The organism is Levilactobacillus fujinensis (assembly GCF_003946335.1).
GTDB lineage: Bacteria > Bacillota > Bacilli > Lactobacillales > Lactobacillaceae > Levilactobacillus > Levilactobacillus fujinensis.
The window spans coordinates 1-13,782 of the sequence record NZ_RHNX01000005.1 but is presented as its reverse complement, the minus strand read 5'-3'; the positions used below and the strand labels follow the sequence as shown (position 1 = coordinate 13,782).

General features: G+C 48.1%; 12 protein-coding genes. 6 read left to right on the top strand and 6 right to left on the bottom strand.

Going from position 1 to position 13,782, the window contains the following annotated elements; genetic code table 11:
* Positions 1-10 precede the first annotated feature (10 nt).
* On the bottom strand, positions 11-1,498 hold the full coding sequence (locus EKM89_RS02875; protein WP_125685659.1) for an amidase: 1,488 nt from the start codon (positions 1,496-1,498) through the stop codon (positions 11-13).
* Between the two features lie 401 nt (positions 1,499-1,899).
* On the opposite strand from EKM89_RS02875, the gene EKM89_RS02870 reads away from it, so the two are divergent.
* Both EKM89_RS02870 and EKM89_RS02865 read left to right on the top strand, forming a co-directional pair.
* On the top strand, positions 1,900-2,781 hold the full coding sequence (locus EKM89_RS02870; RefSeq protein WP_125685658.1) for a transporter substrate-binding domain-containing protein: 882 nt from the start codon (positions 1,900-1,902) through the stop codon (positions 2,779-2,781).
* Between the two features lie 19 nt (positions 2,782-2,800).
* On the top strand, positions 2,801-3,490 hold the full coding sequence (locus EKM89_RS02865) for an amino acid ABC transporter permease (RefSeq protein WP_125685657.1): 690 nt from the start codon (positions 2,801-2,803) through the stop codon (positions 3,488-3,490).
* Between the two features lie 142 nt (positions 3,491-3,632).
* On the opposite strand, the gene EKM89_RS02860 is transcribed toward EKM89_RS02865, so the two are convergent.
* The 5 genes from EKM89_RS02860 to mnmA form a co-directional block, all read right to left on the bottom strand.
* Entirely contained in the window at positions 3,633-4,616 is a 984-nt protein-coding gene (locus EKM89_RS02860) for a ribose-phosphate diphosphokinase (RefSeq protein ID WP_125685656.1), read from the bottom strand.
* An 88-nt stretch (positions 4,617-4,704) separates the two neighbouring features.
* On the bottom strand, positions 4,705-7,263 hold the full coding sequence (gene recD2, locus EKM89_RS02855; protein WP_125685655.1) for an SF1B family DNA helicase RecD2: 2,559 nt from the start codon (positions 7,261-7,263) through the stop codon (positions 4,705-4,707).
* Between the two features lie 17 nt (positions 7,264-7,280).
* The gene (locus EKM89_RS02850; RefSeq protein ID WP_125685654.1) at positions 7,281-7,964 is read right to left on the bottom strand and encodes a tetratricopeptide repeat protein; all 684 of its coding nucleotides are present in this window, start codon (positions 7,962-7,964) and stop codon (positions 7,281-7,283) included.
* 10 nt (positions 7,965-7,974) lie between these two features.
* Positions 7,975-8,631, bottom strand: coding sequence for a histidine phosphatase family protein (locus EKM89_RS02845; protein WP_125685653.1), 657 nt, complete (start codon positions 8,629-8,631; stop codon positions 7,975-7,977).
* 554 nt (positions 8,632-9,185) lie between these two features.
* Positions 9,186-10,313, bottom strand: a complete 1,128-nt coding sequence (mnmA, locus tag EKM89_RS02840; RefSeq protein WP_125685652.1) for a tRNA 2-thiouridine(34) synthase MnmA — start codon at positions 10,311-10,313, stop codon at positions 9,186-9,188.
* A 228-nt stretch (positions 10,314-10,541) separates the two neighbouring features.
* Between mnmA and EKM89_RS02835 the strand changes: the two genes are divergently transcribed.
* From EKM89_RS02835 to EKM89_RS02820, 4 genes are read left to right on the top strand one after another with little or no spacing between them, the layout of a single operon-like run.
* Positions 10,542-11,510, top strand: coding sequence for an ABC transporter ATP-binding protein (locus EKM89_RS02835; protein ID WP_125685651.1), 969 nt, complete (start codon positions 10,542-10,544; stop codon positions 11,508-11,510).
* On the top strand, positions 11,507-12,283 hold the full coding sequence (locus tag EKM89_RS02830; RefSeq protein ID WP_125685650.1) for an ABC-2 family transporter protein: 777 nt from the start codon (positions 11,507-11,509) through the stop codon (positions 12,281-12,283). The genes EKM89_RS02835 and EKM89_RS02830 overlap by 4 nt, the downstream gene beginning before the upstream one ends.
* Entirely contained in the window at positions 12,283-13,050 is a 768-nt protein-coding gene (locus tag EKM89_RS02825; RefSeq protein ID WP_125685649.1) for an ABC transporter permease, read from the top strand. Before EKM89_RS02830 ends, EKM89_RS02825 begins: the two co-directional genes overlap by 1 nt.
* Positions 13,051-13,059: 9 nt before the next feature.
* Positions 13,060-13,536: an NUDIX domain-containing protein gene (locus tag EKM89_RS02820; protein ID WP_125685648.1), complete on the top strand. Its 477-nt coding sequence runs from the start codon at positions 13,060-13,062 to the stop codon at positions 13,534-13,536.
* The last annotated feature ends 246 nt before the right edge of the window (positions 13,537-13,782 follow it).

The window sequence follows — 13,782 nt, the reverse complement described above, 5'->3', positions numbered from 1 at the left end:
TCTTCTCTCCTCATTCCAATTTAGTTGCATGTAACCATTTTAACTTTCCGGCGCCTTCAAATAAAGCGCCAAGCCTCAATAATGCCAATTCTTGTCCTTTTGCCGCATTAAATTGAATTCCAAGGGGCAATCCTTCCTTGGTGACTGCTGTTGGCAAGCTAATGGCAGGTTCACCAGTCAAATTGGCTTGCTGCGTAAATGGCGACCGTGTTAATGCTGGTAGCCATTGATCATAGATTAGCTGCTTTTGTGACCGGGGACTAAAACTCTCAATGGAAGCCATTTTCATTTCATTTTCCGCTGAAACCAGCGTGTCGCCTACCTTGGGTGCTGGCCAAGCCGTTGTTGGCGTCAAAACAATTGGATAATTCACGTGCAATTTAGCCATTGTCCAAGCCGCTTGATCCCACTTGCTCAACGCCAAGCTGTAGTCGGCCGCACTCGTATGTAATCCTGTCTGATACAGTGCCCACGTCAGAAGTTCCATATCGGTTCGATTCAGTGATCGCCCAATATCCTCTGCGAGTTCGCTCATAAAGGCCGCCGTTTCTCCAGCATTCATGGTGTAATAGCTCTCCATGAGCGCTACCCCATCAATTGGCACGTGGACCTCCTCGACATCGAACCCTTGCTCGCTGAGAAATTGGGCTGCCATTTCGACTGCATGAATAGCCTCTGGGCTAACCGGTGTTTCCACTGGTGACTCTGTCGTATACCCTACCTTGATGTGTTTCATGGGTTGATTCAGTTGCGCCAGATAGCCGGATTTTTCTAATGGTGTCTGAAAAACCGCGGCTGGTTGAATCGTTTGTAAACTATCTAGCAGTGCGGCGGTATCCTTGATCGACCGGGTCAGTGCAAAGTCAATTGCTGCTCCTTGCCAAGAACGCCAATCGTTGGGACCAACTGGCACGCGACCACGAGTTGGCTTTAACCCAATCGTCCCAGACCATGAAGATGGAATTCGAATCGATCCCCCACCATCGCTTCCGGCAGCAATTGGGACAAACCCAGCAGCGACACTGGCACCAGCACCACCGGACGAGCCACCCGGTTGATAACTTAAATTCCACGGATTACGCGCTGGTCCATAAATTTCAGCATCCGTAATATTTTTAAACCCAAACTCAGGGAAATTGGTCTGTCCAATAATAACGAAACCAGCCCGTTGCAATGCTTTAACGAAGAAACTTGTCTGTGTCGCCACGTTGTCCCGTAAGAGTCGCGATCCACTTGTGCTCGGTGCGCCTTGTAGCTGTTGTCCCAGTCCTTTCAGTAACAACGGGACACCCAAAAATGGCTGGCCCGTATCGACCTGTGCGGCTGCTTCTTGTAATGCCTTTTCTTTACGCGTTGTAATGACCGCATTTAACTGTGGATTTTGTCGATCTATCTCTTCAAACGCCGCTGCCACCAGCTCCTGGCTGGTGACTTCACCATTACGAACCCGTTTGGCCCACGTCAATGCTGGAACCCCGATCCATTCTAACTGACTCATTTCCATAGCCTCCTAAAAGTTAACTGGCCCCGATCACACCTACCACTACATAAGGTGAATTACCACTAAACATCACACTACGGCCACCAAGTATCGTTGACGTCCCAAATACTCCTCACGTCAAGTCAACAATTGCCTTAATTTACTCGCTTTGTGAAATTTAAGCGAATACATTGTAAAATGAGAAACCTAACCCCCTTCACGGATTGTTGATTACCACTGTATCATTACTGGGCTACCGACTCGGCTACTCGGCTAATGTTCATAAATGATCAAATCTGGTCTGATTTTCACTGAAAAACAGTGCCTATTTAATTTTCACAATACCCGGTTGTAAAAGCGTTTTCAAGTAGTTATACTTAAAACCGTCTTAGGTCACAATTGAAAGGACTGAATACTTGATGAATAAGACGAAGAAATGGTTGGTTTTAGGGTTAGGGTTAAGTTTAGTGATGAGTCTCGGTCTCGTTGGTTGCGGGAAGACCTCATCGTCGAAGTCAACAAATGCCAAGGTTGCCGACAAGAAAACATTGATTGTCGCAACCTCGGGAACATTGTATCCCACGTCATTTCACATGTCCAAGAACAGTAAATTAACAGGTTTTGACGTGGAGGTTGTGCGCGCTGTTGCCAAAGGTTTGGGTAAAAAGGTCAAGTTTCAAGAACTCAGTGTCGATGGTCAATTAACGGCGGTCAGTTCCGGTAAGGCTGACATGGCAGCGAACGACTTTGGTCTCTCTCCGGCACGAAAGAAACAATTTGCCCTATCAACGGTCTACAAACACTCATTTAACAGTATTGTCGTACGGAACAAGGACGACTCTGGCATCCATAATTGGGCCGATATCAAGGGTAAAAAAGCCGCTGGCGAAGCAGGTACAAGTTATCAACGACTTGCTCAGCAGCTAGGCGCTAAATTGGTGAACTACGACAACGTCTCCAACGATGTCTACTTAAAAGACCTGGAAAAAGGTAAGACCGATGTCATCATGAACGACTATTATCTGCAGAAATTGGCGTTAGCCGCCGTGCCGAATAACGGCTTACACATCGTGAAGAACATGTACTTCACGACCACCGATGACGGTCAGGGTGTCGGTATCTTGATGAAGAAGAGCAACACCAAGCTCAAACAAGAAATTGATAAAGAAATCAAGAAACTCCTGAAGGATGGCACCATCAAGAAAATCTCTGAAAAGTACTATGGCGCCGACGTCACAAAGAAGCCCAACGTGCACATCTCCAAGAACTTTACGATCAAGTCCACGTCGACTGGTCAATAGGAATTGAGGGGTGTCACCCATGTTAAAATATATCTCAATTCCTGGCTTTTTTAATGCGCGGTTAGCTTGGTCATCCATCCCCCAAATCCTAAGTGGCTTACCAATGACAATTTATCTGACCGCCATGGCATTTGTTTTAGCAACGATTCTTGGGATGTTACTGACACTGGCGCAGCTGAGTCACATTAAGCTGCTCCACTGGCTAGCCCGTGCCTATATTTCGTTTATGCGCGGTGTCCCTATGTTGGTCGTTCTGTTTATCGTCTACTTTGGTTTTGGTCTAGACGCCATGCCGGCTGCCATTCTCTCGTTTACGATTGGTGCAGCCGCCTTTATCTCCGAGGTCTTTCGCTCCGCCTTTATGGGCATTGACCCCGGTCAGTATGAGGCTGCCTATTCGATTGGTCTGCCCTACCGCAAGGTCATGCGCTTCATTATCATTCCGCAGGCCTTTCGCATCAGCATTCCTGCCCTCGGCAATATTCTGCTCGACATGTTCAAAGGTACCTCACTTGCGGCCATGATTACCGTGACCGAAATGTTCATGCAGGCTAAGATTGTCGCCGGAGCCAATCAGGATTACATGACGATTTACATCACGATTGCCATCCTGTATTGGCTCTGCTGTGTCATCATTACGGCTGGACAGAATCAATTGGAACGCTGGTTGGACTATGATCGGCCGAAAGAACATCTGAAGTTGTTGTAAACAGGTATTAATTAAGAATGGCCGTACAACGCCAGCCAACATTACACTTGTCTTCAATTTTATATTGGATAATAACCTAAATTAAAAACACCGAAATTATTTTTCAGACAATTTCGGTGCTTTTATTTGGTTCAAAATCATTTTACTGTTCTTGGCGCTTTGGTACTGGATGAAATAAGGAATCCACCGGTTCCTCATGGTAAATCAAATCGATGGCTTTCCCGAATAACTCACCCACAGACATCACAACGAACTTATCGCTCTGCTTATCTTCTGGCAATTGGATGGAATCGGTAATAACGACCTTCTTCAAAACGGAATCATTGATCCGTTGAGTTGCATCTCCGGACAATACGGCGTGCGTTGCACAGGCATACACATCCGCAGCGCCGGCCTTCTTGAGGGCATCCGCCGAAATAGTGATCCGAACGGCCGTATCAATAATATCATCCACCAAGATGGCGTGCTTACCCTTAACGTCCCCGATAACGGCTTCTGGATGGGCCGCATTTTCGGCATCGTCTCGGTTATCAATAATGGCAATTGGTGCACTTAACAATTCCGCTAACCGCCGGGCCCGGCTCACACCAGCATGATCTGGCGCAACCACGACGATATCTTCATCGGCCATCGTGCTATTTTCAAAGTAACTGGTCAATAAACGATCGCTTTGTAAGTGGTCGACCGGAATATCGAAGAAACCTTGTAATTGTGCTGCATGTAAGTCCAACGCAATGACCCGACTCACCCCATCCATCTGCATGAGTGATGCAATCAACTTTGCAGTAATGGGTTCCCGCGAGCGGGCCTTTCTGTCAGCTCGTGAGTAACCATAATACGGAATGACCACGTTGATCTTATCCGCACTTGCTCGGCGTGCTGCATCGACCATGATCAGAAGTTCCATCAGGTTGGTGTTGACCGGATCAGAGACGGATTGAATGATGAACAGCTCATCCCCCCGAATGCTTTCGTCAATACTGATCTGAATTTCACCGTCACTAAAGTGCTTGATCGTTGCTTTTCCCAATTCAACCCCAGCGGCCTTCGCAATCTTGTCTGCGAGTGGTCGGTTTGAGTTCAAGGCAAAGACTTTCATTCTACCAGCTTCGACGTGTTCTGCCATAACAGCCTCCCAGTGGGGGTTACCCACAATTCGTTAATTTTTACTGTCTATATTATCGCAATCTTTGTCGCGAAACGCAACGTCTGAGCTAGCTATTTTGGTCTGATGGCATAAATTGTTGTGGGGTAACGCCTTGCATACCAATCATGGGATCGATACCTCCCGCCAAAACGAGTGCCGGTGTCAACCGATAATTCTGTGGCTCGGTTGGTTTTGCGTCCACCCCAGCAGCCGGTGTTTCCTCAGCAGACGGCGTTTCAACGGTTTCAACGACTTGTGGTGTCGCCACTACCGGCGCCCTTGTCACCTCATCAGTTTTCTCAGTTGCTGGCACTTTCCCAGTTGTCTTTTCATCCGGTGCAATCACCGACTGAATTCGTAAGGTCAACGTGGTATGTCGATTGACCGATAGATTAGTGACACAAGTCTCAAACGCCTGGGACTCTCCAATCAAGATCAGCATGTCTGCTGCCCGCGTCACTGCCGTATAGAGTAAGTTCCGCTGCAACATTCGACTGTACTGATTGACCATCGGCAAGATGACTAGCTTGAATTCCGACCCCTGCGACTTATGGATCGACATACAGTAGGCCAACGTCAACCGGTTCCAATCATTCCGTGAATAGGTCACTTCGGTCTGCTCAAACGCAATCGTCAACGCGTCAGTTTTAACCTCGCTGTGCTTGTCACTAGCCAACTCGATACCTGTGATGGTCCCGATATCGCCATTAAAGACGTTATTTTCGGGACTATTCACAAGATGTAAGACCTTATCACCAATCCGAAAATGTTGATTACGGAACTCAACTTCCTTGGACCGTTCACTTTTCTTAGGATTTAAAATGTCCTGCAAAACGACGTTCAAGCGGTCAATGCCGGCAGTTCCCCGGTACATTGGTGCCAACACCTGAATATCTGCGGCAGAGAATCCCTTGGCGTGGGCCTTCGCAACGATTTGGTCGATCACATCTGGCACTTGACCCGCATGACATGCAATAAACGACCTATCTGGTTGATTTTTGGTAAAATCGGCTGGGAGTTGCCCCTGCTTAATAGCATGTGCGAGTGGAATGATCGACGAGCCATCTCCCTGTCGGTAAATCGTATCCAGCTGAATTTTGTCCAAGTGGTCACTGTCCAGTAAGTCATGGAAAACCTGTCCGGGACCAACCGATGGCAGCTGATCCTTATCCCCCACCAGAATGACCTGCATGCTATCTGGCACGGCACGCAACAATGTCTTCATCAGGTAAACGTCGACCATCGAGACTTCATCGACAATCAGCAATCCACCTTCAAGGTCCTTGGTTGCCGCGGCATCTAAATCATTTTCACGACCAGTCAATCCTAACAAGCGGTGAATGGTACTGGCGGGTAATCCCGTCGATTCGCTCATTCGTTTGGCAGCTCGGCCAGTCGGTGCGGCTAGCAGAATCGGAAAGGGTTTGTCCTTGTAGTCGTTAATATCCAATGACACATCGTACAAGCGGGCATAAAGGTTGACCAGGCCACGAATAATCGTGGTCTTGCCGGTACCAGGTCCCCCAGTTAAGAGCAGCATTTTGGCCCGAATTGCCGCCGTTAAAGCAGAAGTTTGCGAATCATCGTACACAATATCCTCCTGTTTTTCCACGATACGGAGCTGCTTCTTAATGGCCGCCTCGCTAAATTCCGGTCGGTGATCATCGGCTTGCAGCAATCGCTGTAAATGCTCAGCAATCTGCCATTCTGCATCATACAATGACTTCAAATAGATTCGTTGTTCGTCACCAACGACCTTCTGCTGCTTGGCTAATTCAAGTAATTGGTCCGCAAGGCTCTGTGGATTTAACCGCACATTCCGCGAGTTCTCAAGCAGACTCAAGGCATTGTTCAACAGCGGCTTGGCTGTCGTGTAAGTGTCCCCATTTGCAACCGATAAGTCATTAAGCGTCTGCAAGAGTCCCGCCCGTAGTCGTTCTGGTCGATCTGCCGCATAGCCTAACTGCGTGGCAATCTGATCGGCCCGCTTGAAACTGACCCCAGTAATATCCTCGGCCAATTGATAGGGATCGTTGTGAATCACGTCCAATGTTTTTTCCTGGTACCGATTATAAATAGCCGCCGCCAAGGTACTTCCGAAACCATATCCATTGAGACCAATGATAATCTGTTCCATCCCGTTATTGGTCTGAAGCTGGTTAACCAGTGTGGCCACAACCTTTGGCGACAGACTGAGTGGTGTCAAAACACTGCTGTCGTTTAAAATTTTCTCAATGGCGTTCGTCCCAAGACTATCGACAATTTTCTCCGCCGTTTTCTTACCTAGCCCAGGAAAATCGTCGCCACTCAAATAAGCAATGAGCCCACTACGAGAGGTCGGCGTCTCATTTTGATAATTATCTGCCTGAAACTGTACACCGTATTTCGGATGCTCAACCCGTTTCCCGGTGAATCGGTACGTGACGTCATCCTTAATGTCCGCGAAATTTCCGGTCACAACGATTTCGTCCTCATGCCAATCCAAGCTCGTCTCTGAGACCTTGACCAACATGACCTTGTAAAAACTATCGTTACTGGCAAAGAAGACTGCACTGACGGTGCCGACCACATAATCGGCTTGTCCAGCACTATCTGCCGCAAATAAATCCAGTGATTCGGTTGCCATCTGCTTGCCTCCCTCCGCTATTTATCCGGCTTACCTTGTTGCGTCTGCACAAACCGTTCAATATCAGCCAGCCGCTGCTGCCCCTTCTCAAAGTAGGTGGGGTCCTGTCGTTTGGCCAAATCAAAGTAGGTGCCGTAGGACTCACCTTGAACCATCGCCACTAACCCCCGGTCAAAGTTTGCTCGACCGTTCTCAGGATCTAACGCCAACACTTGATCATAGTACTGTGCTGCTTGCGCCATATTTCCCAATGCCAGCAAGTTGTCGGCTACGATTTGTATGGTTGCCGTGTCCTGTGGTTGACTAGTTAGTGCCGTTAATGCAAACGCTAATGCCCGTTTATGGTCCCCATTTGCCATGTAACTCTGGGCCAACATAAGGTAGCCGGCACCCTTCCACTGATTACCTAACTGGTCAAACTGTTGAATCGCCTTGGTGTAGTCTTGAGCAGCATAATAGACGTTACCCAAACCATACCGTAGCTTCTCTACCACATCCTTTTGAGCGGCGAATAGCCCAAGCGCCTTCATTAGCAGCTCTTCAGCCTGAGCAAAAGAATTGAGATCAACCAGCACTGTAGCCAAATCATAATAGGCATCGGCGTCTCCGGGGTTGGTATTGATTTTCTGAACTAATTGGTGGACCAATCGTTCTGAACGCTGTTTATCTGCGTCACGGCTCTTTTTATTTTTATCTGTCATTATTTATCACCTAAATTGTATCGGTCGGCGTTGCCGCGGCCGTTAGAAAACTCGTATCATTCCAATCAATCAAGTCAAAGTGTTGCCCATCAGTGGTCTCCAAAATGGTCACACTGGTGTTCCGAATGCCACCGCGTTTCCGCAGATCAGTGAGCGGCGTACCCAAGAGCGCATTAATTTCAGCGTTCAGGGCCGCCCCATGACTGACGACCAACACATTATCTGTTGGCCGAGAATTGGCTGCCACAATGGTTTGAATCGCAGGTGTCATTCGCGCGATCACCTCGGTAAAGGTTTCCCCACCAATGCTCGCCGCGTCGTACCGATCCGGATGATTACGGAAGGCATCCAGCTCAGCTGGAAATTGTTTCCGGACGTCTTCAAAAGCCATCCCCTCCATTTGTCCAAGATGAAACTCTTCCAGTCGGCTCATCAATGTCAATGGCACCCGTTGATGAAGTTCACGAACGACGCGGCGAGCAGTTACCCGTGCCCGCTTGATGGGACTCGCATACGCGTGCGTAAATGATGTATCTCGCAAGAAATGGCCGACCTGTACCATTTGTTGATAGCTTTCGGTCAACAGCGGCGAATCTCCCCCGGCACCTTGGAAACGACCTTCCAGGTTCCACTGGGTCTTCCCGTGACGAATAAAGTATAATTTCAACGTGTAATCTTCCCTTCTCCACTCTCTTCATTACTACTTTGCACTGGTTATTTGGTTACTGCGTAAAGGTTAAAAACTAAAAATTGAAAGCCAGCTTAGTGAAAACAGCCGCACTCCGGCCGCCAGAGACTCCGCTGGCTCAAATTGTGCACGTCAATTTCAAGCGCTAAATCCCAAATAGTTGCTAGAACCTAAGTATATGCTGTCTCAGAACAGCCACGTAAGCCGAGAGGTCGACAGCAGATATGGACTTAGGCGCGACATTCTACTAAGTCAGTGGGTGTTTTCTTCACTGGCTTAGTAGAAAACAAGCTTGTAGGCTTGGCATTTTCGAAATTTCAAATTATGTTGGCACCGTTCCAGCCCATATTTTCTGGCCGGTAAGGTGAAGGAACCATCACTACACATCCTATATATTATGCCAGTTTTGTGATTCATTTCAAAGAAACTCTGCCAGAAAATACAATTTTCTCATGATTGCTAGCTCCCAGAAGCTAGTTGTTATCCACAAAAAGGGCTTCCCCAACATTTACAGTGGGGAAGCCCTTACCTGTTTAGATCAACTGTAGCTCACGATCCTTGTTGTAAGCGGCGTCAATAATGGCACTTCCCAGGCACTCATCACCGTTGTAGAAGACAACGGCCTGACCGGGGGTAATCGCCCGAGCTGGGTCATCAAATGCAACTGTGACCTGCTGGCCGTCCTCGCTCAGATGAACGGTAACGCCAGTGTCCTTTTGCCGGTAGCGGAACTTTGCCGTGCAGTGGAAATCACTGCCGCGATCAATGGTATTTACCCAGTGAATGTCCGAAGCAGACAAATGTGTCGCGTATAAATGCTCATTATGATAGCCCTTACCCACGTACAGGACGTTCTTTGTCAAGTCCTTGCCGATAACAAACCATGGCTCGTTATCCTCACCGTCACCACCGATGCCTAAGCCCCGACGCTGACCGATTGTATAGTACATTAAGCCAGCATGGTCACCCTTGACCTCACCATCAACCGTCATCATTTTTCCAGGCTTAGCTGGCAGGTAGGTGTTTAAGAAGTCCTTGAAATGACCCTTCTCACCGATAAAGCAGATACCCATGGAGTCCTTCTTGTCAGCAGTTGCCAAACCAGCAGCCTTAGCAATCTCACGAACCTGAGGCTTAACCAAGTCCCCGATTGGGAACATGACGCGGTCCAGCTGCTCAGTTGAGAGCTGACTCAAGAAGTAAGTCTGATCCTTGTTCTGATCTACGGCCCGCATTAAGTGCGCGTCGCCGTTTTCGTCACGAGTCAACTGTGCATAATGACCCGTAGCGATGTAGTCAGCACCCAGCTCCAATGCGTAGTCCAAAAACGCCTTGAACTTGATCTCCTTGTTGCAGATCACATCGGGATTCGGCGTCCGACCCTTTTTGTACTCATCCAAGAAGTACGTGAACACGCGGTCCCAGTATTCCTTTTCAAAGTTGACGGAGTAGTAAGGAATGCCAATTTGGGAGGCAACCTTTGCTACATCTTTATAGTCTTCTGTGGCGGTACAGACACCATTTTCATCCGTATCGTCCCAATTCTTCATGAAGACGCCGATCACGTCATAGCCTTGCTGCTTTAAGCGCAAAGCGACAACGGAGGAATCGACCCCGCCACTCATACCAACGACAACCCGTGTTTGGCTGTTGTCCTGCATGATATCACCATCATTTCTCTCAGATTCTGGAGAATCTACGATTTGAAGGTCGCATAAATCCAGTATTGCTTAGTTTACCCATTTTCTAACCGTTTTGCAAGCCTGGTGTTTCCTTTCACCATTTCGCCCACTCTACTTGTTTTCAAGTAAACAGGTTGCCCAATCAGTGATATAATTAAAAAAAGATTAGAATTACATAACAATTTCATAAGTAGGGAAGCGATATTTATGTCCTCACCCATCATTTCCATTGATCACGCCAACTTCAGCTACGTGACCTTTACCAAGCAATCCGGTTTCAGTGGTGCTTGGCACGACCTATTTCACCGCCAAAAAAGCACCGTTGCCGCCGTTCAAGATATCTCCTTACAAGTGAACCGGGGCGAAATTCTCGGCCTACTAGGGGCCAATGGTGCAGGTAAAACGACCCTCATCAAGCTCATGACTGGCATTCTCCCAGCTAATACCGGTGACGTTCGCCTTTTCACCGACCAAGTACCCTTTCGCAAGCAACCCGCCTTTTTACAACGGATTGGCGTCATGCTCAGTCAAAAGAGTCAGTTGGCCTGGGACCTGCCAGCCTTGGATACCCTGGTGTTACTGCGAGAGATCTATCATATTCCCCACGACCAGTTCAACAATTGGCTGGCCTTTCTCACCAAAGAATTGGCAGTCACACCTCAGTTACACGTTCCGGTTCGCAAATTATCTTTAGGCCAGCGCATCAAGTTCGAACTGATTTGCGCGCTAATCCATCGGCCAGAGATTCTCTTCTTGGACGAACCCACGATTGGAATCGATGTCAGTAGTCAAGCCAATATCTACCGTTTCTTGAAACAGCTGAATCATGACACCCAAATGACGATTATCTTGACTAGCCACAATACCAAGGATATCGAGGCGCTGGCGCAACGCGTGGCCGTCGTTAACCATGGCAAAAAGATTTTCGAAGGTACTACAACCGGTCTGATCAGTCGCTATGCTACTGTACCAATCCTAGAAATCGTGACAGATGGTCCCCTGACACACATCCCTGTGCACGTCCGCCAAGTGGATCCGACCCATTACGAAGTCGACGCTACCACACTGGCTACTTTACCGATCGACCCGCGACAAATTTTGAGTGTCAACCGCCGCAACAGCGATTTGGATGCCATCCTCACGCAGCTCTTTTCTGAGGAGGCGCCAAAGCGATGAAATACTGGGTAACTTGTCAAAATGCCCTGATGACGACATTGGCTTATCGGGGCAACCTATTTTTACACCTGTTGACCACTGCTATCAATGTCTTAGTTACAATTTTTATGTGGTTAGCCGTTTACAATTTTAGTGGACGTTCCGACATTGCTGGTATTCGTCCCAACCAAATGGTGCTCTACCTGATTGTCGTCAACGTCTTGGCTTTGATTTTCTCCGCGGAGCCAATCTTTAAGTTTAGCGGTCTGGTTCGCAGTGGTAACCTCTCAGTCGTCCTCATGCGACCGATCAACTATTTCATTCAAAGTTTCTGGGACTACCTGGGGCGCGCCATCCCCTACCTATTCGTCTATGGGCTTGCGACCGCCATTGTCAGTCCCGTCTTTCACCGGGGTCTATTGTACGGCCTCAGTAGTTTCTTGCTCATGGTCATCACCTATGGCATGTTCTTCTTATTAGTCACTGCCATTAGCCTTTGCACCTTTTGGTTAGTGCAGGTCTGGCCGCTACGCCCCGTTTTAAGTGCACTCTTCTTGCTTTTGGGTGGTCAAGCCTTTCCGTTACAAGTCCTGCCACCAGCATTTTCCTGGTTAATCTATAATCCCTTTTCCTTAGCCGGTAACCAGCTAACCTTACTGCTTTTAGGAAAGCTTTCCCTCCGTCAAGTAGCGACTGCTGGGAGCTGGGCCATGCTGTGGACCGTCGTTACTTTGGCTCTGCTCAAATTAACCTGGCATCGCGGAATTCGTTCCTATGAGGGGGTGGGGAGCTAATGTTCAAAATTTATCGCGTGTTAGTCACACAAAGTCTTGCAGAAACCATGACCTACCGTGTAACAACCGTTTTGACCGCACTGTTCGGAATCTTATTCTATGTCATTGAATTGATCACCGGCGGCGTCTACTTTTCCTTTACACCAACTATTTATGGCTGGAGCTTCCTAGATTACTTAAATCTCATCACAACGGCCAACCTCATCAGTTATGGCTACCAATTCTTATTTGTCGCCGCTCATGAGGACCTCACCGACCAAATCTTGTCGGGTAACTTGGATTACTCCCTGTTACGGCCAGTAAATTCCTATTGGTTCCATGCTTGTTACCGGGTAGACTTTCCCTCACTAGTCACGTTGCTTCTAACCGGAATCATCGAGGGGGTCATCTTAGCTCGACTACATCCGACACCACTCAACCTACTGCTCTACTTAGTAGCAGTGATTGTCGGAATCGCCTTTGTCTTCACTCTCAATCAAATCATGGTAACACTTGCCTTTTGGGTTGACGGCTTGACCGCACTCAATGGTCTGCCAGAAGACCTGATGAGTGCCTCCGCTAGACCGGCTAAAATTTACCCACGCGTGATTCAGCAATTATTTCTGTGGGTCATCCCCTCACTGGCTATTACTAACGTTCCGGCTCAGTTCGGCCACAATCGGCCCACATGGCTACTACTCTGGACAACACTAGTCACTGGTTTACTATTAGTTATCTCATACGTTGAATGGCAACGCGGCCTACTCAAGTACGTCTCGGCCAACTAAGGAGAACTCATGGAACACGAACCAAATGATATCACACTAGAAACCGCCAACGGAAATTTCAACTATCGCGCAGCCGGTACCATTTTTGACTCGACCGGCCGCATTCTTGTCACCACATCGACCACAGCTGCTGCCGTCCTGATCGGTGGTCGCGTCAAATTACATGAGTCAGCCGCAGCGGCCATCACCCGTGAATTTCAAGAGGAGCTCGGTGTTTCTGTGACGCCGATACACCTACTGGCGGCGGCTGATCATCAGGTGACGATTCCGGGAGAAACGTGGCAACAAATCGTGCTTTTATTTCAAGTTGAAACGACGTCAACGCTACCGGAAGCCACCTGTAACGGCGACCATCTACTCTGGCAAACACCGGAACGGTTAGCCCAGATTGATTTCCAACCAGCAGAGCTCCAACCTTACCTCCAACCAAATCGGTCGCCACACTACATTCAAGACCTGGATGCCGGCTTTGGGTCTAGTTGGTAGAAACCGCCATGTATGCTTGATACTTTGGCAAATATTGCTCCAGCTTCAGCACGAAAGAGACTGGGCCATAACTCAAAAAAAATTGCTCCTTTCAGAATATAACGACTCTGAAAGGAGCAACTTTTATTGGTTCTATGATATTTGGTGTTGATAGAGAAATCTGTCGACGCCATTTTCTGTATAATAAAAGGGGCACACTGCCCCACATCAACATCGTCGACCAAAACTAATTGAAAGTGAGAATGA